General features: G+C 52.1%; 21 protein-coding genes and 4 pseudogenes. 2 read left to right on the top strand and 23 right to left on the bottom strand.

Features of this window, described 5'->3' with window-relative positions; genetic code table 11:
- Positions 1-58: 58 nt before the first annotated feature.
- The 3 genes and pseudogenes from OLG56_RS17020 to OLG56_RS22365 form a co-directional block, all read right to left on the bottom strand.
- Positions 59-553, bottom strand: a complete 495-nt coding sequence (locus OLG56_RS17020; protein WP_023136374.1) for a Saf-pilin pilus formation protein SafA — start codon at positions 551-553, stop codon at positions 59-61.
- A gap of 763 nt (positions 554-1,316) precedes the next feature.
- Positions 1,317-1,887 (bottom strand): annotated as a pseudogene (locus OLG56_RS17025) (integrase core domain-containing protein); the annotation flags it as partial.
- Positions 1,821-2,018, bottom strand: a complete 198-nt coding sequence (locus OLG56_RS22365; protein WP_001224041.1) for a transposase — start codon at positions 2,016-2,018, stop codon at positions 1,821-1,823. The gene OLG56_RS22365 and the pseudogene OLG56_RS17025, both read right to left, overlap by 67 nt.
- A 52-nt stretch (positions 2,019-2,070) precedes the next feature.
- On the opposite strand from OLG56_RS22365, the gene OLG56_RS17030 reads away from it, so the two are divergent.
- A complete protein-coding gene (locus OLG56_RS17030) occupies positions 2,071-2,385 on the top strand; it encodes a SymE family type I addiction module toxin (RefSeq protein ID WP_023892102.1) in 315 nt (104 codons plus the stop codon).
- Positions 2,386-2,451: 66 nt separating this feature from the next.
- On the opposite strand, the gene OLG56_RS17035 is transcribed toward OLG56_RS17030, so the two are convergent.
- Positions 2,452-2,730, bottom strand: coding sequence for a hypothetical protein (locus tag OLG56_RS17035; protein ID WP_077906417.1), 279 nt, complete (start codon positions 2,728-2,730; stop codon positions 2,452-2,454).
- Between the two features lie 130 nt (positions 2,731-2,860).
- Positions 2,861-3,034 (bottom strand): annotated as a pseudogene (locus tag OLG56_RS22370) (RHS repeat-associated core domain-containing protein); the annotation flags it as partial.
- A gap of 147 nt (positions 3,035-3,181) precedes the next feature.
- Here OLG56_RS22370 and OLG56_RS22375 point away from each other — a divergent pair.
- A complete protein-coding gene (locus OLG56_RS22375; protein ID WP_023136376.1) occupies positions 3,182-3,277 on the top strand; it encodes a SymE family type I addiction module toxin in 96 nt (31 codons plus the stop codon).
- A 193-nt stretch (positions 3,278-3,470) separates the two neighbouring features.
- Here the strand turns inward: OLG56_RS22375 and OLG56_RS17050 are convergent, their stop codons facing one another.
- The 18 genes and pseudogenes from OLG56_RS17050 to OLG56_RS17135 all read right to left on the bottom strand — a co-directional run.
- Positions 3,471-3,953, bottom strand: a complete 483-nt coding sequence (locus tag OLG56_RS17050; protein WP_000120036.1) for an Imm26 family immunity protein — start codon at positions 3,951-3,953, stop codon at positions 3,471-3,473.
- Positions 3,940-4,086: a hypothetical protein gene (locus OLG56_RS17055; protein WP_000723740.1), complete on the bottom strand. Its 147-nt coding sequence runs from the start codon at positions 4,084-4,086 to the stop codon at positions 3,940-3,942. The genes OLG56_RS17050 and OLG56_RS17055 overlap by 14 nt, the downstream gene beginning before the upstream one ends.
- A gap of 385 nt (positions 4,087-4,471) precedes the next feature.
- The gene (sciX, locus tag OLG56_RS17060) at positions 4,472-4,918 is read right to left on the bottom strand and encodes a protein SciX (RefSeq protein WP_000935097.1); all 447 of its coding nucleotides are present in this window, start codon (positions 4,916-4,918) and stop codon (positions 4,472-4,474) included.
- Positions 4,912-8,991: a polymorphic toxin type 47 domain-containing protein gene (locus OLG56_RS17065; RefSeq protein ID WP_023136378.1), complete on the bottom strand. Its 4,080-nt coding sequence runs from the start codon at positions 8,989-8,991 to the stop codon at positions 4,912-4,914. The genes sciX and OLG56_RS17065 overlap by 7 nt, the downstream gene beginning before the upstream one ends.
- An 18-nt stretch (positions 8,992-9,009) precedes the next feature.
- Positions 9,010-9,456 carry a DcrB-related protein gene (locus OLG56_RS17070; RefSeq protein WP_000375833.1) on the bottom strand — a complete coding sequence of 149 codons (447 nt, stop codon included), beginning with the start codon at positions 9,454-9,456 and terminating at the stop codon, positions 9,010-9,012.
- Between the two features lie 23 nt (positions 9,457-9,479).
- Positions 9,480-11,672, bottom strand: a complete 2,193-nt coding sequence (locus OLG56_RS17075; protein WP_000011516.1) for a type VI secretion system Vgr family protein — start codon at positions 11,670-11,672, stop codon at positions 9,480-9,482.
- A gap of 374 nt (positions 11,673-12,046) precedes the next feature.
- On the bottom strand, positions 12,047-12,886 hold the full coding sequence (locus OLG56_RS17080) for a hypothetical protein (protein ID WP_000654209.1): 840 nt from the start codon (positions 12,884-12,886) through the stop codon (positions 12,047-12,049).
- Positions 12,883-13,665, bottom strand: coding sequence for a TagF domain-containing protein (locus OLG56_RS17085; RefSeq protein WP_001254131.1), 783 nt, complete (start codon positions 13,663-13,665; stop codon positions 12,883-12,885). Before OLG56_RS17085 ends, OLG56_RS17080 begins: the two co-directional genes overlap by 4 nt.
- Complete coding sequence (gene icmF, locus OLG56_RS17090; protein WP_207011565.1) at positions 13,665-17,534, bottom strand: type VI secretion protein IcmF; 3,870 nt, start codon at positions 17,532-17,534, stop codon at positions 13,665-13,667. Before icmF ends, OLG56_RS17085 begins: the two co-directional genes overlap by 1 nt.
- A gap of 33 nt (positions 17,535-17,567) precedes the next feature.
- Positions 17,568-17,976: pseudogene (locus tag OLG56_RS17095) on the bottom strand (Shiga toxin A subunit).
- Positions 17,977-18,178: 202 nt separating this feature from the next.
- A complete protein-coding gene (locus tag OLG56_RS17100; RefSeq protein ID WP_000592732.1) occupies positions 18,179-18,952 on the bottom strand; it encodes a Rap1a/Tai family immunity protein in 774 nt (257 codons plus the stop codon).
- A gap of 4 nt (positions 18,953-18,956) precedes the next feature.
- Positions 18,957-20,261 (bottom strand): type VI secretion system protein TssL, long form, encoded by a 1,305-nt coding sequence (gene tssL / locus OLG56_RS17105; protein WP_000132483.1) that lies wholly within the window; start codon positions 20,259-20,261, stop codon positions 18,957-18,959.
- Entirely contained in the window at positions 20,258-21,601 is a 1,344-nt protein-coding gene (gene tssK, locus OLG56_RS17110) for a type VI secretion system baseplate subunit TssK (protein WP_000118727.1), read from the bottom strand. Before tssK ends, tssL begins: the two co-directional genes overlap by 4 nt.
- Before the next feature lie 3 nt (positions 21,602-21,604).
- Positions 21,605-22,141 carry a type VI secretion system lipoprotein TssJ gene (gene tssJ / locus OLG56_RS17115; RefSeq protein ID WP_001045934.1) on the bottom strand — a complete coding sequence of 179 codons (537 nt, stop codon included), beginning with the start codon at positions 22,139-22,141 and terminating at the stop codon, positions 21,605-21,607.
- 66 nt (positions 22,142-22,207) lie between these two features.
- A complete protein-coding gene (locus tag OLG56_RS17120) occupies positions 22,208-22,693 on the bottom strand; it encodes an Hcp family type VI secretion system effector (RefSeq protein ID WP_000119439.1) in 486 nt (161 codons plus the stop codon).
- Positions 22,694-22,835: 142 nt separating this feature from the next.
- Positions 22,836-23,219 carry a type VI secretion system amidase immunity protein Tai4 gene (locus OLG56_RS17125; RefSeq protein ID WP_000379083.1) on the bottom strand — a complete coding sequence of 128 codons (384 nt, stop codon included), beginning with the start codon at positions 23,217-23,219 and terminating at the stop codon, positions 22,836-22,838.
- A complete protein-coding gene (locus OLG56_RS17130) occupies positions 23,204-23,689 on the bottom strand; it encodes a type VI secretion system amidase effector protein Tae4 (RefSeq protein WP_001081548.1) in 486 nt (161 codons plus the stop codon). Before OLG56_RS17130 ends, OLG56_RS17125 begins: the two co-directional genes overlap by 16 nt.
- Before the next feature lie 42 nt (positions 23,690-23,731).
- Positions 23,732-23,915: pseudogene (locus tag OLG56_RS17135) on the bottom strand (type VI secretion system lipoprotein TssJ); the annotation flags it as partial.
- Between the last annotated feature and the right edge of the window lie 51 nt (positions 23,916-23,966).

The following is a 23,966-nucleotide window of genomic DNA, read 5'->3' on the forward strand; positions in this document are numbered from 1 at the left end:
AAAACTTGATGTGTATTACGCCTTAAACAAGGCGCAATACACTAATAGTTGTTTACTATTAAGGCTGATATCCCACTACGTCTACAGTCAGTGGGTACGTATCAGGTGAGATATCCTGACCCGCTACTGCAATAATATCAATTGGGACATTGGTATCAAAGGTGAGCCATTTTCTCCCATTCCACATTACCGGGACATGAGTTTTGTTTAGATCATAATCTGAAAAGCGCACAATGATTGGGTTGCCACCATTTTTACCAGTTATTTTCCATTCACTGCCAGCATCGTTCATTAGCGTGCCAGAAATCCCCCTGACCCCGAACTCTTTAATAGAAGTAGAATCAACTGTAAGCTTCGCAATATCCATATCCTTAGCATTCTTCCCAGCCATTAAGCCTGGCATCTGATCAAACGATATGGTTAAATGTTCGGGAGCGGCAAAGCTAATATCCACTGATTTCTGTTGCTCTGTGTTTGGCAAAACTGAAGCATAACAACTAGCAGCCATCATGCTCAACGCACTTGCGATAATCAATTTTTTTATGCTTTTCATTTGAATAACCACCTTTTTTAAACCAAATTAAAATAATCCAGCACATCCAGAATACATAACGCCATACCAAATCTTACCGTATGGAAAAATCCGTGGCTGGTAATAACAGCTTGTACTTATTGGTATTTGTTACCAATTCAAATAAGTAATGTTATAAAAATCTATATATCAGAGCACCTCTTAATCTGAAAAAAATTGCGTTATTGCCAATATAAACAGTGTTGATGTTAACATCGTGTTGTCAGGGTGGAATAGAATACTAGTCAAAAAGCAATTATACCTTCCATTTACATTCAAGTGATAACATTACAATGACACCCACCACACTGGGTGTGGGAAACTTATCTTCGAAGAGAGGATAATTATCAGGCATCGTTGCAACATTGTTTATATTTAAACATACATCTCCTAACTCGACGGTAAGATTATTAGTTAACTTTTCCTCGCAGGGAAGATCTTTAGTGGAAAATCTTGTTTTCCGAAACGGAAAAGCAATTATAACGCTCCAACGAGAGTCTCAACACTAAGAGCTGACTGACACAGGCCAGACTGATTATACAGGCATGAAAAAGCTCTCCCCTTCCTTTCAGTTCTTGCTGGATTATGCAAACGTCGCACCACCTCCCCGTGAACATGGCACATTAATTTGAAGCAGCTCTCATCCGGTATCGTTTTTCAGTGCAGCGAAATTCATCGCAGGTGCCCCTGTAAATAGACCCGTTTTAGTTCCATGCATTTTTAAGATTCCGGCCAGATAATGTTGTTAGCGGTATTCCTTCGGTATCATATTGTTCCGCGATTCATATGGACGTTCGCAGTTATATTCTGATAACCCTTTATCCGCAATTTCCCGCACCTCATTCAGCGTTCTGAACAGATAAGAATTGAGTATTTCTGTACGGTATGTCCGGTTAAAGCGCGCGATGAAAACGTTTTTCTTCGGCTTACCCGGCTGGATAAACGCCAGCTTTACTGCATGTTTCTTTGCCCATTCAGCCAGTGCCAGCGAGATAAATTCCGGTTCCTTATCCATACGCAGCATGGCCAGATAACCGCGGTTGCTGTAATCCTGTCGAGTACACGGACCACTCGCAGAGCTGGCAGATTCAGATCGATTTCAATCGACAACGCTTCACGATTACAGTCATCAACAACATTGAACGTGCGAAAACGACGCCCACAGACCAGCTCTGGTTCAGCGCTTCCGGCGTGACCAGTGGCGAGGGATTGCGTACCGGCAGCCGTTGTTTACCCTTACGGCGAAAATTCAGCTTGAGCAGACAGTAAATACGGTGGAGCCTTTTGTGATTCCACGCGTATCCCTGCCGCCGTATCCAGACTTCCAGTTGTCCCTGGTGGCTTCAGAAATACCGGCCTCCCGGTAGACATCTTTAACAGTCCGTCCGGATTCGACTGATCTAATCACAGCGATGATCTGGTGCGCAGTAAAACGGGCTTTACGCACAGCGATCTCCTGCGTTGGCAGATTGATTATGTCGGATGATCTCTAAATGTGAATGGCTCGATTATGCGGGATACTTACATACTCACGCATTGAGAGACTTTCAGTTCGTTTGTACGGTGAATGGATGCCGCAGGCGGGGTTTATTAACGGGATGCCCGTCAAGGTGCGGGTAATGAGGGATTGCATCGTGATCACGCCGCAGCATACCCACGGACTCTTTGTCTGTATTGAAGGGATGGGCGTAACCCGCATTAATAAACGGAGTGCAGAACAGTGGTTAAAAAAATTTCTGGGGGCGCTGAACAATACCGGAGATATTCCGGTGATTAAACGCAAAAGAACGGAACAGGAGTTAATGAGTAATTGATAATAAAAAGCCGGGAAAAGATAACCCCTCCGGCTTTTACACATTATTCCTCCGGTTCCAGATGTTTTATTTCAATCCTTTTGGTTTTATTTCGGGATGTTTTTCATATAATGGATTCATTATTTTAATAAGCATTTCACCCATGATCAAACCAACCGCTTCTCGATATACCTTAAATTCATCCTCATCACAACGGGACTGAACAACAGCAACAGATTCATCAAGTTCCTTACCGAATCTCAACATTAACTCACTAATTAATACAGCTGTATCCTTATCGTTAACCATACTTATTCCTGTAGTAAAAAAATCAATAGCCTTGATTTCCTTTACATTCGTCAACACAATTCCAGCAAGCAAATCCGTTACTTTTTGTAGGTAAAGACATAAATGAGTATTCACTAATGCAATTATTTTCAACCATTATTCATCTTAATAACGTGCCAGGATCACCTCTATCAGTACCACAAGTAATAAGACCAAGAAGATTACTATCTGTAATAGGATTCAGAGGATAATGATATCGGTTCCATCCCCCTTTCAGCCCTATCGGGTCCTGACTGACGAACCAACCACACTCCGGTGCATAATATCTGAACAGATTTTAATGCAGCCCCGTCTCGTCGTCAAAATACTGTCCCGGCAGCCGGTTGCTCATCACTGGCCGGCTCCCGGGGCATCGTCATGTAGTCGTTGTCGTCATACGCAAACTCGCGCTGATACTGTGCCGGATTTTACCCACTGTGAGTTCTATTCATGGGTTGAGGGACGTTCAGTTCGTTTATGCGGCGAATGGATGCCGCAGGCCGGGTTTATTAACGGGATGCCCGTTAAAATTCGGGTGATGAAAGACTGCATCGTGATCACGCTGCAAAATACCCGCGAACTGTGAGGCTGTATTGAAGGGATGAGCATGACTTTTATTAATCAAAAGAAGGTGAAAGCGTGGCTGAAAACCTTTCCGGGGGCGCTGAACGATACCGGAGATATTCCGGTGATTAAGCGGAGCAGGCTCGAAGGCGGGATTTGATGGGGGTTAAATAATAAAAGCCGGGAAGATTTGAGGATCTGTCCCGGCTTTATCTTCAGATATTATTTAATAGCTTTTTAATATCAAAATCACCATATGGACTTAACTTATGATATTTTAGAGATTCCTCTTTAGATATGGAAATTTCATTACCAAACACATCAACTCTTTTACATAAACTTTCAAGACCGTATGTAAAATATACATTTTCAACATCTATAGGGGAAAAGTTACTCTGATGACAAATAACTCTCCAGTCACCATCTTTGTATACCTTTTTATCAAACAAGCCATAAGTATCAATTACAATGGGCGAATAAATTCTTTTTACCTTATTAATCTTTTTTTCTGTAATTTCTGGAGCGGCTGACATATAATCAAATAACTCAGCAACATGCCCAGTTATTATTTTAGATATTATCCTGCCAAAACAATATCTATCTCCATCTAATTTAAAACAAAATATGTCTCCGAGCTTCACAAAGCGCAACATCGTTCTCAGCTTCTTATCCCAGTCCCAAACTTTAAAATAACTCATCCGCATTTCCCCCTATAGGAGCCAACTCCCTTACTATTTTAAGAGTTTTTAAATGCTTGTGCGCTGGGATCTGTTCGCCCATGATCAAATGAATTATATTTATTCTCTCTATTTGTTGAGGAATTTTTTTCACCTATGGTTCCGGTTCTGGTTTTATATTTCTCTATATAATATTGCTCGTAACCTCTGACTTTCCATTAGATTACATTTTCATCAAGTGGCAGCATCCTTCCATTTTCTTTTGATAACCTGCCAGTGCTTTAATGCTCGGCCCTTCGTCGATCCATATCATTAGTAATACCAATGTAATAAGGTTTATTTGCTCCAGGAGCAAATAAACCATAAACACTATAACCTGTCGCATCAACTGGATTCAGGTCTAGCGGATCTATCCAGGTTAATGGGTTATGCTATCTTCCCGACCTCAGAGTTGCTGTTTCCCCTGCCAGACAATCGTGCCATCTTCGGCTAGTAACGCCTAAATACAGGCAACTATATCGCTAAAGAGCACTCACGCTTTATTTAATGGTTGAACATACAATCAAATCACCATGATCATTTTCACATATAAGCCAAGATAGTTCATGATCTGCAACATAATATTCAAAATATCTGCAATTTTCTATAATTTCAGGCAGGGAGTTAAGAGGAACGTTATATACATATATTTGCTCATTATCTTCATCAGCAATCAAAAATATATGTTTGTTGATTACATTGCTTTCATTGAGTTGTTTGCTTACTATTTGTGATATGTTTTTATATCCAGAATTATCGGTATAAGAAAAGACATATTGTCTATGTTTTAATGATAACCACCAGGTTCTAGGATTACCATTAACATATATCTCTTTTATCTCAGAAACGATTTGTTCGGGTTTATCGACACGATAGTCATGAATACCGAGATTTTTAATCGCATTCTCCAGTTCGATTCTAAGTTCAGACATATTTGAATTTAACATTTATCATCTCCCTTAGAGTCAGAGCGATGCGGATGTTGTGGGCCATCATAAGTAATATTACCTCTATTAGCTCCTCCGGAACCTCTTTTTCCTGCGGATTGCCAACCAACATGTGGTTTATCATGCCCTGCTGTCACATCCATATCTGCATGAGGTGCATCATAAGCAACTTTAGCCCCATTTGGACCTTTAAACTCAACAACAGTACCAGTTTTGGGATCGACTTTCGAGAAAGTGACATCCTCAGGGTTTGTCATACCCGCATTTTCAAATCCGGTTCTCCTTGCCGCATCAAAATTAGATTGATGCTCCAGGATAGCAAGTCCTAAAGGATCGATCCATCTAATCGGATTCGGCGCATACTGATAAAGGTTTAACCCGCCCCTTAACCCAATCGGATCCTGACTGACGAACCGTCCACACTCCGGTGCATAATATCTGAACAGATTGTAATGCAGCCCCGTCTCGTCGTCAAAATACTGCCCCGGCAGCCGCAGCGGCTGGTGAAAGTACGCCCCGCTGTTGCTGATGTCCGCCGCATTCTCTCCAAACCCCCTGATATACCCCGCCCACACCAGCGTCCCGTCCGCCACCGTCACCTCCTGCGGCGTGCCCGTCACGTCCGTGTGGTAATACCACACCTGCCTGCTTTCTCCCCGCCCCGTCACGCTCGCCACCGGCGTGTACGGCTGTTCCGCATCGTACAGATAGGTCCGCCAGCCCTGCTGCTGCACGTTCTCCTGCAACAGCCTGAACCCCTCCCACACAAAGTCCGTCCGGCTCCGCGCCGTATGGCTCGTGTGCCGCCCGTACGTCGCCTTGCGGGTTCGCCTCCCCAGCGCATCGTAGCCGTAGTGCGTCTCCGTGTTGCCGCTGATGACCCGCGTCAGCTGCCCCTGCGCGTTCCACTCCAGTTGCTGGTCGCGCCGCGTGGTCAGCTCGCCCCACTCGTTATAACCGTAACGGTCACGACCACAGCCTGGCAGCCGGTTGTTCATCACCGGACCCTGCCCTTCGTTATCCAGCAGGTTGCCCGCCTTATCGTAATAATAACGGTCATGGTCATACATCTGACCTGAGCGCCCGGTCAGGTAACCGCTTCTGTCATAGCTGTACACCACGCTGCCACGCAGGCCGTCGTCAATCGTGCCCACCTCGCCGTGGTTGTTCCAGTAATAGTCCCTCGACGTCACGCAGCCCTGCCGCGCCGGGCGCTGGCCGGGAAGAACAGGGGCACTGCCGGGCGCCAGACTGCGCTGCCAGCTCAGCAGCCCGTCGTCGTCGTAGCCGCTGTACGTCGCAAGCTGCCCCTGCGTGCGCATTATCTGACGGTGCAGGCTGTCGCGCTCATACTCGCTCACCGTCAGGCCGTCCAGCGCCGTCTGTAACAGATGCCCGCTCCCGTAATACAGATGCGTCAGGTGCTGCCCGTCCGGCAGCGTGATGTCCGTCGGGTTGCCCAGCGCGTCGCGCTGATAACGTATGCTACCGTTCCCCGCGTGCTCCGCCGTCAGCCAGCCGCTGCGGTCATACTCAAAACGCACCGTGTCGGCCTGCATCCGGTGCTGCTGTTGCCCCGCCTCCGTGGGCGTGAGCGTCACTGCCGTTATCTGGTCCAGCCGGTTGTAGCTGAACGTCCGCTGGCCGTGTTCATTCTCCGTCCGTAACAGACGGCCCAGCGCATCCCGCTGCTGCGTCTCCCGCCGCACGCCGCCCTGCGTGCCCGTGGTCTGTATCGCCGTCAGATAACCGCTGTCGTCCAGGATAAAAGTACGGCTCAGTCCGTCCGGGCGCACCTCACGCACCAGCCTGCCGTCCGCATCGTGACTGAACCGGTACTGCGCCCCGTTGCCGTTGGTCAGCGCGGTCACCCGGCCTTCCGGCGTGTACTGCCAGCGCGTCTCGCGCTTCTCCTCATCCGTGTGCGCCGCCAGCAGACCGCGCGGCGTATACCGCCAGCTCTCCACGCTCCCCGTGATGCGCCGGTGGCTGCTCATCAGCCCCAGCGCATTCCAGGTATACCTGTCCTGCTGTTTCCCCGGTGAGTTCACCGTCTCCGGCAACCCAAGTCGGTTGTAACTGATGCGCACCACCTTCCCTTCGGCGTCCGTCACCCGCGTCAGGTTGCCGTCCTCATCGTGGTCATATCCGGTGCTGCGCCCTGAACAGTCGGTGTACCGCGTCATCTGCCCCCGGCTGTCGAACGCCGTCACCACCGTGCCGCCCGCCGCATCCGTCCGGCTGCACATCTGCCCCTGTTCATCGTAAGCATACTGCGTCACCCGCCCTTCCGGGTCCGTCTCCTGCACTGGCTGGCCGTGGGCGTTGTACTGCGTTTTCCAGACAGCGTCATCGTCCAGCGCCGTGCGCGTGATTTCGTCGAACTCGCCGTTCCACTGCGTCTGCGTCACCCGGCCTTCCGGATCTGTCGTCTTCACCACCCGGTTCTGGATGTCATATTCATACGCCACCGTGCGACCGCCGGGCAGCTCAATGTTGACAGGGAAGTGGTCTTCGTTGTACGTGAAGCGGTACATTCCACCGCCCGGCGTCCGGTGCGCGGTGATATACGTCTCCCTGTCGTACCACCACTGCCATGACTCCCCCTGCCTGCCGGTGACGGTGGTGGTGCCTGCGGCAAAATCATAGTCAAAGCGGTAATGTTCGCCGTCACTGGTGTCGTGCTCCGTCACGCGCGGCGCGCCGTCGAGTTCCTGCCAGCAGTAGCGGCAGGTGAACCCCGCCGCATTGCTGTGCGCCGTCATCAGCCCGTTTTCATAAGCAAACTGCCGCACCAGCGTTCCCGCCCGGTTCACCACGCCGGTCAGTTGACCGTTATCGTCATACCGGTACTCTACCAGGTTGCCACGGGTGCCGCCCTGCACCAGTTCAATTCGCGACAGCCGCTCCCCTGCCGGGGTCTGTGTGCGGTGCAGTAACAGGTGATGCCCGCTGCTGGAGGCTATCCGTACCAGTCTGCCTCCTTCGTGCCCGAAGACAATGCGCTGGCGGTGCGGCGTCTCCATAAACAGCAGGTATGCCATGCCGTCACTGTCAAAATCACCAAATACGTAATAGCTGCGATCGGTGTAATGCAGCACGTAACGCCCGTCATGCAGGCGGCTGAGGTATAACTGTTCTTCCGGGTCAAATATCTGGTGGCCGGGCGTCAGCATCGTTTTCGGGTAACACAGTTCCCGCCCCTGTACGCCGGTCAGCGTGATGTGTTCATCGTCCTCGCGCAGGCTGGTTTCCCAGTTCAGCCGCCAGCCCCGTCCCAACAGTCCCACGGTTTCCAGGTGGCTGGCGTAAAAACGCGAGCAGGTGACCGGCAGGCGACCGGGCAGGGTGAAGTCCGTTTCCGGCAGCAGGATTTTCTGCCCGGTGGTCACATCCACCGGATTGCTGAACAGCCCGCTGATAGCCTCACCCACGGCCATCCCGGCAAGCTCCCCGCCGATAAACTTAGCGGCACATTTAGTGCCAAATTTCGTCCCCAGCTTTGCCGCCTGCCGCCACGCCCCGGCCAGCCCGCCGAGCAGACTCGCCACGACAAACAATACATCCACCACCTTGCGCAGCCAGTCCGGAATTTCAGAACTGATTTCCAGTACCGTCTGCGTACCGCCGCCCAGAAACACATTCGGCGAACCGTCTTCAATCACCGCGTCGCATTCGGTGTGGTCATCCTTACGGGCGGCGGGCTGGCTGTTAATGTAGATATTTTCCGACCCCTGGGCGATGCGTTTTTCTGCGATATGGTTATCGCATTTCACCGTACTCAGTACCGCGCGCGCCGCCGGGCGACTGTTGGTGCTGACATTCTCCGAACCGGTGAGGATTTTTCCTGCCGTGTGGTGGATGGAGCGCCCGATGGCTTCGCCCAGTTGCAATACCCCGGAGGCTATTTGATCGGCCATAAAACCCAGAATCAGCCCGGCAAGAAAACCGCAGCTAAAGAAGGCAAAGGCGGCAAGCGCGATAATGGCGATGCCGATGATAGCGCCGATAAGAAACCCGGCGAGCGCGCTGGTGTGGTAGATAGGATCATCCACACGGGCTGCTTCATACATGGTCACACCTCCGTGTGATTATTCGTTTTTATCCGGCTGAAAGCCTGCCAGCCAGGTGTTCCAGAGTAGGTCTGCTTTATCATCAAAAGGACGGGGACTGGTCAGGGTGAAGACCAGTACCTTGCCAGGGGTTGCAATAAACCCGGCCTGACGCTGGTACACTTCCGTTTTCCCGGATTTATGGGTGGCGGCAATTTGTTCCCCCATAAGGGCATTATTGCCCGTTCCTGCCTGTGCAGGCGCTCGCGACAATACCCGGTGCTGACCGAGATTTTTTTTCATCAGCGCAATCTGGCGGTCAATATAGGCGGGCAGGTCTTCATCAGGTTTTAGCGTATCGCGGGAAATATTCAGACTGGGCGATGTTCGTTCATTGCCCTCCAGGATAAAAATATTAACGCTGCGATCCGTAAATGTTTCAGGCAGGACAAAACACCCTTCCTGTATGCGGTATGGTCGATCCATGAGAACTCCAGGTTTAATTCAGATCATTCAGAGGTGGGAAGGGGGGCAATATCATCGGCGGTTACGGCTGTGCCGCCATCCGGGTTCATATCAATACCTTTACCAATCAGTTGCATGACATCGCTGGTATGTAACATCAGTTGCTTGCCACAAAACTCAATGGAGCCGTCCTTATGTAAAACAAGCGCCGCATTGCCGCAGCGAAGCGTGAATTGATCGCCAACATCTAAACGATAAGTGGTACCGATATTGATCGTCTGCGCCAGTTTTACGGAAAGGCCGTCATTCTTCGTTACCGTGGTGTTTCTGTCCTCACCAATACTGTTGGTTTCATTTTTAATAATGGTTTTAGTGCGATCCACCATAACCGTATGCGTTTCATTATTCTTCACCGTGGTGTTGAGATCTTTTTCCGCGTGGAACTTCACTTCCTCCGCGCCGGTTTTGTCGTCAAAACGCAGCATGTTGCCGTTCGTTGGCCCGCCATACAGCGAGTGGCTGAAGATCCCGCTCTGCGACGCCATTCCCGGCAGTCCCCACGGCGGCATGGTGTCCTGGTTGTAGGTACGCCCCACGATGATCGGCAGATCCGGATCGCCGTTTTTGAAATCCACCAGCACTTCCTGGCCGATACGCGGGATCTGGATCATCCCGAAGCCTTTGCCCGCCCATGGGTAGCTGACGCGTATCCAGCAGGAGCTGTTTTCATCCATTTTGCCGTAACGGTCCCAGCCAAACTGCACCTTTACCCGCCCGTACTGATCCGTCCAGATTTCCTGGCCCGCCGGGCCGGTGACGATGGCGCTCTGCGGCCCTTTGGTGTGGGGTTTGCTCACCGTCCGCTGCGGGCGGAACACCTCACGGGTCGGGTGCAGTTCAAAACGGGTGGAAAAGGTAAAGTGCTGGTCCTGCCCGCTGTGCTGCGCGTTGTCCTGCACAAACAGCGTAGTCTGCGCCAACAGATATTCCTGGTTGAGTTCTGCCGTAGGGTGATTCATCAACGCAAAGGTGTAGCCAGTCATCAGCGTACGGATATTCCCGGCACCGTGAACCCGGCTGCCAGGGCTGCGCTGCGCTTCCATACGAATGCGCGTCAGCATTTCGCCTTCGCCCTTGTCGAAATAATCGCCCGGCCATTCGTAGTGTTCGTAACTGGCATGGCCGGTTTCACGCGGGTTTGCCACTGTGTTCGCCAGCCGCGAGCGCGGTTTTTTAAAGTCAAAATCATCCAGTACCCACTGCCCGGTACGCAGACTTTCATTGGCTATAATGGTGTGGATAAATGCTTTATCCAGCTTTAACCCTTTTTGATGCCATTCTACCTCCGGTGAATCCGGGCAGGCGTGATGTGTACTGATGGCATCCGCCAGCACCAGCGTGTGGCTGTCCTCGCTGTGCTCAAACCACCAGTAGATGCCCCACTCCTGCATCAGTCGCTGAAGAAAATCAAAATCAGTTTCACCGTACTGTACCTGCCAGGTGCGTACCGGGTAGCTTTCCACCAGTCGCTTTTCCACCGGATACGGATACTCAGCCAGCACTTCATCGAGAATGTCCACCACGGTTTTATTCTGGAATGCCTTGTAGTCGCTGGTGTGGGTCAGCAGTTTTACCCACGGCTCCATACGCAGCTCATAGGTAACAGAACGCCCTTCATGGCCCACCACCCGCGCCGCCGTGACCAGCCCGCTGATATGCCGTTTGCCGCCGCCATCCAGTTCGATGTTGACGCACAAATCTTTGCCCACCATGGCTTTAAGCGGCAGGTTGGCTGCGGGGGAGACATAGCCCAGATTCAGGGTGTCGGGCGTTTTTAGCTGTACGATGTAGGTAAACAAGCTACCGAGAGCTTCCGAGCCGTTCAGACTGGAAAACAGCAGCATCTGCGGTGGAACTGCGCTGCCGCTGACCGTCACGTTATGTGCGCCCGGCCCGCTGGTTGCACCAGAAATTAGTGCCGATATCACATCCTGCGCCGCGCCCGCCGCTGCCGCAGCCTGTGCCGCCGCAGCCACCGCTGCTTTCACCAACCCCGACGGTTCAGGCAGGTCGCCCATCAGAGATCCCAGCGCCTGTTCCACTGCCGCTTCTGCGGCTCCCGCCACGCTTCCGGCAACCGAACCTGCTGTAGTTCCACTGTTTTCACCTGTTATCGGCGGCGTGGTTGTCGTCAGCCCCCCCATACCGGATTTATTATTTGTGGATACAAAACTCATGGTATTTGCTCCTTTAATACTAAATTTAAGCGCAGTATTTGGCAGTCGGAAATAACATTCCACTGGCACAAACATATTTTAAAAAGCACAAAAAAGCGCTTACGTTTCAAAAAAAATGCAATGCTTATCTTATTTTTTTGAAAGCCAGCAAAATAAGTGGCATACAAATTAAAAAACCCACAACTGAAACAATGAACACATAATTATGATCCGATAAGAGTTGTCTGGCAAACCAGACACACTGGGACGAACTAAAATCCCCTCCCATGCTCATCGTTTCCGAGTAGTTCACTGCAAATATAATATTAAAATAAAAAACAACAATATAATAAATGGCAGAGATAAATAAAATAATCCCCCAGCGTATCCAGAATTTATTTGTCATTGTATGAACTCCCCAGAGAACCGCCAGATGTACCACCAGAATATGGCGACGAGGTACCTGATGAAGCAGAACTTTTTGCTCCCACCCCCATCAGTACAGCGCTCAATCCCTGTGCTGCTCCACTTTTATCACCAATATTAGGATATTGTTGCCTGAATTCACTGGTCATATTCATTACTGACATTGATGAAAAATCAGAACTTTTCTCAATAAGGTATTGTTGTAATGAGAAAGGGATCGTGAAATCTATCTCTGTGTCAACTGTTAACTGTGGCGAAGCAGATACCCCAAATGATGACTGTATAGAAGGTAATATATATTTTGTCTCAAATATTTTCGAACCAGAATATTTAATCCCCTCAACGGAGTGTGTCGTACAATTATTTCCGGTTACATCATAAATATCAATTGTACGCCCCCGCAACTTTACCCTGTCCGTCATTGATTTTGTAGGAACAGGTGGTTTTGCTGCATTCCACAATTTTTCAAAAAATTCACGAACCAATATCGGATTAGCATCATTTATTTCAAACACATGTGCTTCCATCTGATATAGCTCATAACGATAATAAGATCGGGCATCTTCATCTTCAAAGAAGTTTAAAATACCATCTCCGACAGTCGCACTAGAGCCAGTCCTTCCATACCGCCCGTAAGTGTACAAATAAACAGAATTATCCATATGTACAGAGACAAAAGCATGACCCGCACCTGTGGTTTCAACCCACAAAAATACACCGTTTAACAACAAATTATCTTCTGGCTTACAGGTTGCAGCGAAACTATTTTGTTCTTGCGTGTTCAGTGCTGTCTGCCATAAGTCTTTCACTCTTCCCTCCTGTTATTCTCCACCAGTCGCAGCGCATCCACATACCGCCCTTCACTGTTCTGCTGCCAGAACCAGCCTTGCCCCGGTGTTGCCTGCCCCAGCGTCTTACCCGGCCAGCCCGGCCACGGCAGATAACGCACGCCCGGCAGTTCTACTACCGGTGCTTCATCCGGCAGCCCGGTCAGTTCCCGGCTGCGCTGCGATGTACGTCGTAACCCACGCAGCCACTGCGCCCACCACGGCCCCGGCTGCCACATCGCCCATAGCTGGTCCACCTGCTCCGTCAGCCGCCCGCGCCGCATCGTGTCCGGCGTGATATGCTGCGCCGCCAGCCTCGCCAGCCAGTACAGCCAGCCCTGCGTCTCCTGCAAACTCTCGTCCAGCCACTCCCGACCGCAGCGCTGGTAAATCACCAGCGGCCACGGGCGTCCCACGCTATCCCGTGACGCCATCAGCACTCCGGTCAGCCAGTCAGTCGTCCCACCCATCGGCAAAAATCCCGGCGACATTACAAAGCTCCACGGCAGCGGATGGTGTTCCGGCGCGGGCATATCATGTTCGCCACGCGGCGACAGGTGCATCCAGCCGTCACGCTCTTCATCGGTCGTCTGGCCTTCAGGCAACACGATATGCCGCCCGCTGCCCACCCACGTCTGGCGGTTCAGCCAGTCCTGCCATATTCGTCCCTCTTCAGCGCCCACCCGCCAGCGCACATAGTCGCGCTGGTCCGGCAGCCTGCCGAACATCGCCGGGGCTGATACCACCGCTGGCCGGCGCATTACAGCGCCCTCGCCGGGCAACTGAAGTTCTGCAACAGCTCCCGGCTGACCGGGTTAAAATCCCGCCCGGCGGTGATTTCCAGCACCACCCGACGACCGTCAAAATCATATTCCACCAGTTGCCGCCCCCGCACCGCCGTTTCCTGTACCATTCCGGCGTCCAGCAGATGAAACAGCGCCCACGGCCCGCCGGTCAGTAGCGTTGAGGTGTCCTGGCGAATACGCGGGCTGGCGGTGATTTCCGCCATCGAGCCGTTGCGCGGTCCCGGCCACGTCACTTTCAGGGGCCGGTCCGGACCATGGGCGTAGCGCAGCACCTGGCCGTCGATATCAATCACCAGTTCCGTGATGGCCGGGTCCATATCCACCACGCTAATCTGCATCGACCAGGAAAATTTTTTCCCGCCCTCGCTGTTAAAAAACACGCTGCGGATCTGCTTCGCCTGCTGAAACGGCGTTAAATCCGGCCCCTGCAACGTCATGTTGCCTTCGGTCGGTTTGTAGCGCCACGGGTCGCTGGCGGTGTCCGCCAGCGGAGCCAGTTGTTTGCTCCAGAAAGCATCCAGTACGCCACCGCTGGCGAAGATGCGGTTAAAGTCCTCGGCGCTGACCTCCTGCGGACTGTCGGCGAACGGATAGCGCCCGTCGATGGCGTCACGGCAGTCGTCGCCCATCATCGCCTCCATCTGAGTGTTCAGCACATCGCCGGTCCCGGCGTTGATTTTTCGCGTTCCCTGCTTCGTCAGATCCAGCAGGATGTTTTTCAGCGGCGCGGGCAGTTTCGCCGCCTCCAGTTGCAACTTGTCTGCGGCAGTAATGCGCGCTGGCAACGTCCCCGCTGCCAGCGCGCTATCAGCAATGGTCAGTTGGGTGTAATACTCGTTGAGCATGGTCAGCAGCGAAGCGATCTGCATCGTCCCACTGCCGCTCTGTCCGCCGTCCGTCCGCCCGGCAATGACCTCGCGCAGCGCGGCGAAACGGTCATCCACCAGCGTTTTTTCCAGCCGTTCTTCCGGGTGAATATCCTGGAACAGTTTTGCCGTCTGTACCACTTTCCCCGCGTTACCGGATGCGCGCTGCGCCAGTTGTTTCTGTCTGGCCTGCGGGTCCGGCGGCGGCACCAGCGTGGTCTGCTCCACCACCGCTTTTCCCAGCCGCATCAGCGGTGAGTCCGGCGACGCCAGGGTGCGCAGCACCTGTAAATCATAGGCCAGGCCGGAACTGCCCTCTTCCCCGGCACTGTTGATACTATGGATACTGTCCAGAAAATCCTGCCAGCGGCGGGCATATTCCGTCAGGTACAAACGGCGGACTTCGCGGGCGACAGACTGCTCCTGCCCCGGTATCTGGCTGCGCAGGCTGTCAGTCAGCTTTTTTGGCGTACTCTCCCGGCCCATCACCCAGCCATCGTTCGCCGTCGCCGCCGCCACAAATTCCGGTAATCGTTTGTCGAACAGCTCCCGGTATCCTTCACGGGTAAAAATACCCGGCACGCCCCGATCCAGCGGCGCGCCGTTGCTACGCACAAACACCGTTCCCGCATCCGCGCCGACGGCGCGTACCAGCGTGAACTCCTGCGGCGCTTCGCTCTCCATTGCCGCCAGCGCCCGCGCGTAGATACGCTCGGTACTGGTGTGACCGTCGAGGAATGCCCGCGCCTGGCGGATCAGCGCCTCATCTTTCTCATACGGTGAATGCACCACCCGGCTGCCGTCAAACAGCGCTTCGATATGCGTCAGCACGGCGGCGCGCCCGCCGAACCCGGCCACGCTGTCGCTGTTCCCCAGATCGTTAATCACCCACGACTGGATCCCCGCCGCGTTGTATTTATCTTCGTGATCTTTATCCAGATTCAGTAGCAGATAGATGCGCAGGGCATCGTAGGCCGCTTTACTGTCCTGACGGGCAATGGCGTCCGCCAGCACATACTCCATCCGTTTCACCAGCGGCGGCAGCAGCAGTTGATCCAGCAGACGGTTGTACAGCGACGCCACGCTGTCGGTTACCGGCGGTACGCTGTACAGGCCGTAGCGCCAGGTCAGCGGCGGCGCGTCCGGGTCCAGTTCCGGCCAGGCGGACAGTTCCCTTGCGCTGTCCAGCAGTGCCGGGACGGGAGCCATCGCCGGTTTACCGGTGTAGGCTTTCACTTCACCATCCAGCCGGGTCGCGCGGGCGCTGATTTCATTCAGATAGTCGCCGTTGGTCTGCTGGCTGGTCTGCATCCCCTGCCACAGCAGGAATGCCAGCACCAGTACCAGCAGGTGCCCGCCGAGGCGCAGCAGGCGGTAACGCCAGGCCCACTGGAGGTTTGGCTCCACCAGGTGCGCTTCACGGAAAATAAACTGCGTCAGCAGGTCATGCAGAAAGTAGCTGCGGTTGCCGTCCGGCAGAGCGTGTGGGAGAGAGGTGGAGGATTCGCCACGGGCGGTTTTTATCGCCCGGACAAAGCGCTGCCAGATACTCAACTGGTCGGCCACGGCGTCGGCCTGCGCCTGCGCGGCGCTGGTGAAAAAGACCCCGCGCAGCGTGTTATTCAGTTGCGTGGCATCGAATTTTGAATCGAGGAAGATCTGTTCAATAGCCTCCAGCAACGGCTCGCCGAGGGCGGCGAACTCACGCGGGAAGGTATACAGCCGCTGGCGGCTTTTAAGGTCGTACTCTTCCTGTAACCGGGTATCCAGTCCCTGATCCAGCCGCAGCGTCAGGCGTGCCAGCTCCTGCGCGCAGGCGGCGTGCAGCGCCTGCGGGTCGCCCGCTTTTCGCCTGCGGCTGTACGGCAGCGAGAAGCCCCAGATTTGTGCGCGAAGATGGCTGGTCAGCGTGCGAAAATAGTCACTGAAGCCCGGCAACAGATCCATTTTGGTGACCACCAGATAGACCGGGAAGCGAATGCCCAGCGTCTCACGCAAATCGGCCAGCCGTGCACGTAAGGCAGCGCAGGCCGCCAGGCGTTCCGCCGGTGACTGCGCGGTTAAATCCGCCACGTTTAGCGTCAGGATCACGCCGTTAAGCGGCGCGCCGGGGCGATGTTTACGCAGCAGACCGAGAAAGCCCTGCCACTCTCCGGCGTTACGCTGCGCGGCGCTCACTTCTCGGCCGTCATCGTGGCGGGCGTAGCGTCCGGCCGTATCAATCAACACTGCTTCGTTGGTAAACCACCAGTCGCAGTGTAGCGTGCCGCCACCCGGCACCGTCAGGATGCGCGAGGTCTGCTCCATTTGCTCCGCCAGCGGGAACTGCAATCCGGTGTTCAGCAGGGCCGTGGTTTTGCCATCGCCGGGACTGCCGACCACCATGAACCACGGCAGCTCATACAGAAAGCGTTTTCCCTCGAAGATTTTACGCCAGCCGGGCATGTCCACCCGCAACTGCCGCAGTTGCCGGATGGCCTGCGTGACAATATGGTTGACGGTGCGCAGGTCGGCTTTGATCTCGCCAGCCACCGGTACCTCTTCCCCGCGCGGATGCAGGAAGCGACGCAGCAGTTGTTCATCCATACGCAGCGCACGCCACAGCCGGTACAGGCCGTACAGCGCGTACATCAGCAGGATGAAACCAATTAATGTCAGGCGGACCCACAGCGGCGCAAACGGATGGACATCGCCCAGGGCCAGCAGCGGTGTGACGAAGCCAATCGCCAGGCACAGGACACTGATGCCGATGATACTCATCGACCAGTTGACCAGCCACAGTACCAGCAACATCAGCAACAGGGCAATGGTCACTACCCGGCTACCCACGGAGGCCAGCGGGCGCAGGGTATCAAATGACACCAGCGGCCCGACAAACCAGACCAGCAGCGCCAGAACCAGAACGCCCACAACTGCCAGCGCGCGCCGGGAAAAAAGCAGACTAAGAAATTTTTGCATTATATTTCGACTCGCCACCCAATAATCAATATTTTAAAATCCCCTGGATAAAGTAATATAACCATTAAATCTTACAGAACACTCATCAGCATTCATGAAGCTGGATGCAATGAAAATATCTTTTTCTTTATCTTTGTTAATATAGGTATATTTTGCCACGATAGATTTAACCTGATTTTCATAGTAACTATCGGAATAGGATTTTTTATCTAATATTGCCACTTTATTTTTGGCCTTATCTTTTTCATAATCCATCCTGGCCAGAGATTCTGCATAGACCTTAGATACACTTTGTTTTATCCTTTATAATAGTAGCGACATCTATATTCAGGTCATTTTTTATGGCATCAAATAACGATGACTCCATTGATGCTCCAACCGTAGCACACCCATAATCCTGCGCATAAGAAATGGCAGGAATACCCACCAACAGACAGACCATCACCTTAAACATATCAATCCCTTACCACCAAGACTTTACCACCAATACTTTATCTGAACTGGCAGCGATAACATTATTACAGGGTATACCTGTCATACTTCAGGCTGCATGTGCGTTGGCTTTACTCGCTCACCCCAGTCACGAACTAATGTACGCTCCTGGGGATTCATTCCCTTGCCGCCTTGATGCAACTTGAATGATTTTATATATTACAGGGATACTCTATTAATTTATTTATGATAAGTTCAGCCGCGCGAGAATTCAGTTCCTCATTGGTTTTATTTTTAAGAGAAACATAGACAATTTCATTTAATGTTAGCGTCTTAAATAAATCGTATCCACACCATAGTTTTTTCTCCGTTGCATCCTCCACGCCAAGCAGATAGATACCCGCCCTGAGTTTATCCAGTTGATTACCAGATACCCAAAATTTAAAAAAGTCATTACCTGAAAGATTAAGCGCATCCGGCGTCAGGGATAACACAGGAGATGACCGGGAAGCAATTTTTACGGAGGGTTCAGTCCCCTGACAGGGGAAATTTTTAACTAATGCTTCCTCTATCAGCACCGAAGCTCTTGCATCAGGCTTTTTCACAGAGTACCGATCAAGCCAGGCCAGCACAGTATGGTTTATTGTTATACTGTCAACCTGACCATATCCACACCACGTCTTACCTTCTGTGGCATCCGCTACCCCCAACACATACATCAGTGTATTGTCTTTTTTCTGTACGTTGTCAATGGCATAAAATTTCAGAAAATCCTGCGTACTGAGATTGACATTATCGGGGGAAATGAATCCTGCGTTAATCAGGGACCCGGCAAAAACGCCACCGGGTAATAAACAACATAAAATGATCAAAAAAACACGGATAGATCGTTTTATGTGATATGTCGCTGAGATCCGATAATAATCCCCCGTCACGCCACATATTGCCGAATGATGAGACACATCATAGGTCGATTTTTTTATCATTCATTCACTCCACTACCAGAATTTCCACCCGACGGTTTTTCGCCCGCCCGGCTTTACTGCCGTTATCCGCCACCGGCACCGTATCGCCCTTGCCGACGATATGTACCCGTCCGGCAGGTACGCCGCCGGAGGTCAGCAACGCCGCAACTTCCGCCGCCCGTTTTTCCGACAGCACCAGGTTGGATGGGAATTCAGCCGAATGAATGGGCTGGCTGTCAGTGTGACCCGTTACAGTGACTGCGCCGCCCACGCGGGCGATTTCCCGCGCCGCTTTGTTAATCACTGGCCGGATTGCGTCACTCACCGTTTTTTGTCCCGGTACAAACATGGCGTCGCCACGGAAGACCACCCTACTGTGCTGGTCATCTTCGTCCACGGTCAGCAGGCCACGGGCGATTTCGTTTGCCAGCAGGATTTTCAGCCGCAGCTTATGAACCGGCACGGGCGGCGGCGGCAGTTTTATACCAATCGCATCAATATGCTGTTGTACGGTGACGGTCTGCACATCCATCCGGTGGCTGTAAAGGCCAAACAGCGTCAGCATCGCCAACAGGGCTATCCCGGCGCTCAGCCAGACCGGCACCCGGCGCATCCGCCGCAGTCGTCCGCTTATCGCCCCCTGAAAGTCAGGCGAGAGCGCGGGCATGACCGGATCGCGACGCTGTGAAAGCTGTGTCAGCAGTTGCTGACGAATATTGTCCAGTTGCTTACGCCCGTCTGGCTGCACGCTGTAGCGGCCTTCAAATCCCAGCCCCAGCAGGTGGTAGATAACCTCCAGTACGTTGCCATGTTCCTGGAAGCTGGCCGCCAGACGCCCGATGATCTGGAAAAGTTTTATCCCGCCTTCGCTTTCACCATGAAATGTTACCAGCAGGCTTTTTCCGGCCCAGACGCCGCGCCGTCCCCAGGTTGTGTTATTGGCGGCTTCATCAAGCGCCGTACACAGGCAGTAACGTACCGCCAGTACGTGCTCGCGCCGCAGGTTCGCCTGATCGCATAATGTCTGGTACAGATGCATCTCGCGTACCAGCAGATTACGGTAAGGCTCTACCAGGGCCGCATCCAGTTTAGCGGGCATGGCTGCGAGAGCGCACAATAAAGGCCGGGCAGCGGCGAGCAACGGGTTAGCCGCCGCGCTGATTTCAGCCAGCCGGAGTTTGCTGTCCGGACCGTCTTCAACGATGACATTGAGTTCCGTGCGCTGGCTGGTGTGTACCGGCGTTTCATATTCACTGTCCTTATGTTCCGGCGTGGTGGACAAAAAGGACATCATGTCCGCCGCTGGCGGCGTCAGGGTACTGTCTGTCATTTATCGCGCACTCCCCACAGTTCTGTCTCCAGCCCCGGAAATTCCCCGGCGGTATGCATGGCCATCCCGCCGTAACGGGCAATGTGTTCCCACAATGCTCCCTCGCGGCGGATGTCGTAATAGATGTATCCGGCCTGAAACGGGATTTGGCGCGGTGGTACAGGCAAAACCTGCAAAGCCAGCCCCGGCAGATGCGAGCGGATCAGTTCCGGCAGGCGATCGGATGGCCCGATTTTGGTCTGGGCGGCAAAATGTTGCAGTAGCACATCGGTCGGCATTGAAGCCTTTATCGCCAGTACCAGCGTGCTGAAATCGGCAAGATCGGAAGGCGCCACCACCGCATTCAGGATGCCGTAAGTCCCCTCTTTCAGCTCGATGCGCTGCGCGCCCCGGATCAGTACTGCATTCAGCAGGAACTGCACCTCATCAACCAGTGATTTCAACCCGGCATAGGGCGTCAGGTGTTTGTACTCTTTGTATTCAGCGGGCCGTCGCGTTTGTGGACGCACATAGGTGGAGAGTTCCCCGGCCAGTTCGGACAGGTAGCGATACAACACTTCCGGGGCCAGCGGGGTTTTCGCCAGGTGAATCAACAGCGGCTCAAAGCGATTGAGAATTTGCAACAGCAGGTAATCGGAGACCTCCGCTGCTTCATGGCCGTGGTTGTCGCTGCCGGTCAGCCGTTCCGCCAGCGAATCGGCCCGCATCCGGATGAGATCGTTGATCCACGACAGCCAGGTACACATCAGTGAACTGGCCTGATAATTAATGATGGGCGGGATCAGGTCGTGGTCGATATCTATCCGCCCGTCAGGATTCAGCCCGATGATGCGGGTCAGCGGCAGGCCAATCCAGGCGCCCGTCACCGCCTTTTCCGGCAGCAGCCGCAGGCGCAGGTGACTGAGCTGTAATAACTGCGCGCCACGTCCCAGCGAGTTGGCGTCGCGGATGTCGTGTTCGTGTACCGAGAAACGCGCCAGTGATTCCGGGTTATTGTCAAACGTAGTTTCTTCGCTGTTCGGCGCGCGTACCGGTACCGCCAGACAAATCTGCTGGTTCAGGTGCTCCGGCAGGATGGTCAGCGGCGGCGGCAGCGGGGTATGGTCCGGTGCGTTAAACGGCGTACCGTCAGGAAAAATCCCTGATGCCTCTTTCAGTATCAGTTTACCGATGTTCAGCGCTTCGCCATCAATATTGTAGTGGCTGAATCCCCAGAAAAAGGGGGTCAGCGGCAGGCTGCGGTAATGCATGACGTGTTCCAGATAACGCTCTTGCTGCTGAAACATCTGCGGCAGTAAAAATTGTCCTTCACTCCAGACTACGCGGTCATTCCAGCTCATAATTCATTTATCCCGTTCCGTAATTACAATAGCGCTTTGTTCCAGTTCCGCATCCAACTGCACTTTTCCTTTCCCCGGTATAAAGTTGCTGTACCAGGCTTTTTCCGGGGCTTCCGGGATTTTGTAGGTTACCCGCCAGACCGATTTGGCCAGGTTACGATATCCGGCCAGTACGCCGATTGCCGTGGTCTGCGCATTCAGCGGGCGACGCAGTTTTTTCTCTTCGCCGGGACGCAAAATAAAGCTGTCGCGACGCACTAAATCGTCGGTAAGGACGGATTTGTCGTTGTCATGGAGCGACCAGTAATCGGCTGTCGTGAAAGCGGCGTCATTTTTTAGTTCATAAACACGTATCTCAATGGGCGCGGCCTTCTTCTGATTGTCAGGATTCACCTTATCAGAGGCTTTCACGCTCAGGTCGAGTCGCTGTGATTCGAGGTCAGGTAACGCATCGCTACTGCCGCATCCGGAAAGCAGGAGCAGTGCAAAAGGCATAGCTACCGCACATAACCGCCGAGTGGGGTTACGCCATTTATTCACTGTAAATTCCTTTAAAATCAAAACAATAAATCCGGCCAGATATAAATCTGGCCGGAAAAACAACCGTTAAATTTCTTTGTTGGCCTTGAAGTCGTAGCCTGCGGTGATGGTGCCGCCGCTGCCGCCCTGCTGGTTCTGCACCACGTATTCCTGCTTCACGGTGCTGAAAGAGAGTTCAATTGATTCGCGAGACGCAATTTCCCCTCCCTGGCTTCCGCTGGGCGATACCATTGCAATAATCAGATCTGTGAAGGTGTACTTGAGGTACTCCAGCGGATTGCCGCCAGCCTTACGCATAACCAGAATGGCCTGCGGAATGTGCTTGCCAGAAGAGCAGTATTTGAACAGGTTCGGGCTGGCGCGATCGATGTAATGTTCAAATGAAAGATGAGTAACAGATACTTTACCGGAACCGAGACCGCTACCGGCGTGCATGGTGGATTCCTGATGGATATTCCAGCGCCAGCTCAGTACTTCAATTTCATTTTTGTGTTTGTCATCCATCGACTCACCGTCGATGCCGTCAATTTTCAGAAAAATATCATAAGACATATCTACTATCCTTTTAACTACCTAAATAAAGCCCTGATTTATCTGCTTTATTAGGTGAACAGATTAACTATTACTGTACAGCTCTCTATTACCCATAAATTCATCAGAGCAAGAGAACATATGCTTTTAATATCTTTGAATTTTACTTCTCGACACGCCTTTCAATTAATTCATTTAACTCACTGTCGTGGATAAAATCTATGCACTTCATGGTATTAAAATCTGATGATATCGAGCCATTATATTTCAACCCTGAATATTTTTTCGCAATCTCATCAATTTCATGATAAATCTCCACAGATTGTTTACCATATTCAAGGTAAGCACTGGCCGTAGCTCTGGCATCGTTTTTAACGACATCATCTTTGTATACTAATGCCAGACAATGACTCAGCGCCCAATTTTTTAAGAGTTCCGACTGTGAATATTGTGTGGTCAATGCTTCTTGTGCAAAAGATGGCTGCCATACCAGCATTCCACTTATGCTGAAAGTAACTAATATTAACCATTTCATGGCAGTATCCACAGAGTCCCAACTTCAGGAACAAATGGTCCATTATCTGGGTCATTTAATAAGTGGCACTGATCTGAACAGATACTGCCATTCCATAATGTAACGTGTCCTCTGGCATTGCTCCAGCCATGCCCTTTTACTACGATAATTCCTTTCTTCCCTATAAAGTCACTCTGTTTCGGATTATTAACAATAAGATCAGGCTTGCCCATATTATGAGTAAGATGATCAATCATATCATTCACGCGATAAATATAGAATTTATTATCGGCACCACTAACCTTTGCATACGGGGAGTTACGGGCTATTGGGAATCCTGTCGCATTCAAAACATAGCTCATTCGAATAGGACAGGCATTTTGAAAATAACCACCAGTTATATTTTTCCCAACGTTTCCACCAATAATGCTACCCACATCAGCGACGGAATGATTCACCTTCCTAAAAGCCAGCCACGCTTCATTGAATGAAGGTCTGTTCATTTTGCTTACCCTCTAAAAATTCTGTGTAGCTCATTAATTCTCAACACGTATCTTCATGGACGCCGCTTTCTTCTGATTGTCAGAATTCACCTTGTAAAACGCTTTCACGCTCAGGCCAGGCCGCTGCGATTAGGGGTCAGGTAGCGGCCGCATCCGGAAAGCAGGAGCAGTGCAAAAGGCATAGCTACCGCACATAACCACCGAGTGGGTTACGCCATTTATTCACTGTAAATTCCTTTAAAATCAAAACAATAAAACCAGCCAGACATAACATCTG

It is taken from the genome of Salmonella sp. 2018103 (assembly GCF_026247685.1).
Taxonomy (GTDB): domain Bacteria; phylum Pseudomonadota; class Gammaproteobacteria; order Enterobacterales; family Enterobacteriaceae; genus Salmonella; species Salmonella enterica.

Bases quoted from the DNA above. Each gene is read 5' to 3' on its own strand.
- OLG56_RS17020 (WP_023136374.1), bottom strand. From the start codon at position 553: ATGAAAAGCATAAAAAAATTGATTATCGCAAGTGCGTTGAGCATGATG.
- OLG56_RS17030 (WP_023892102.1), top strand. From the start codon at position 2,071: ATGGCTCGATTATGCGGGATACTTACATACTCACGCATTGAGAGACTT.
- OLG56_RS22375 (WP_023136376.1), top strand. From the start codon at position 3,182: ATGCCGCAGGCCGGGTTTATTAACGGGATGCCCGTTAAAATTCGGGTG.
- OLG56_RS17050 (WP_000120036.1), bottom strand. From the start codon at position 3,953: ATGAGTTATTTTAAAGTTTGGGACTGGGATAAGAAGCTGAGAACGATG.
- sciX (WP_000935097.1), bottom strand. From the start codon at position 4,918: ATGTTAAATTCAAATATGTCTGAACTTAGAATCGAACTGGAGAATGCG.
- OLG56_RS17065 (WP_023136378.1), bottom strand. From the start codon at position 8,991: ATGTATGAAGCAGCCCGTGTGGATGATCCTATCTACCACACCAGCGCG.
- OLG56_RS17070 (WP_000375833.1), bottom strand. From the start codon at position 9,456: ATGGATCGACCATACCGCATACAGGAAGGGTGTTTTGTCCTGCCTGAA.
- OLG56_RS17075 (WP_000011516.1), bottom strand. From the start codon at position 11,672: ATGAGTTTTGTATCCACAAATAATAAATCCGGTATGGGGGGGCTGACG.
- OLG56_RS17085 (WP_001254131.1), bottom strand. From the start codon at position 13,665: ATGCGCCGGCCAGCGGTGGTATCAGCCCCGGCGATGTTCGGCAGGCTG.
- icmF (WP_207011565.1), bottom strand. From the start codon at position 17,534: ATGCAAAAATTTCTTAGTCTGCTTTTTTCCCGGCGCGCGCTGGCAGTT.
- OLG56_RS17100 (WP_000592732.1), bottom strand. From the start codon at position 18,952: ATGATAAAAAAATCGACCTATGATGTGTCTCATCATTCGGCAATATGT.
- tssL (WP_000132483.1), bottom strand. From the start codon at position 20,261: ATGACAGACAGTACCCTGACGCCGCCAGCGGCGGACATGATGTCCTTT.
- tssK (WP_000118727.1), bottom strand. From the start codon at position 21,601: ATGAGCTGGAATGACCGCGTAGTCTGGAGTGAAGGACAATTTTTACTG.
- OLG56_RS17120 (WP_000119439.1), bottom strand. From the start codon at position 22,693: ATGTCTTATGATATTTTTCTGAAAATTGACGGCATCGACGGTGAGTCG.
- OLG56_RS17130 (WP_001081548.1), bottom strand. From the start codon at position 23,689: ATGAACAGACCTTCATTCAATGAAGCGTGGCTGGCTTTTAGGAAGGTG.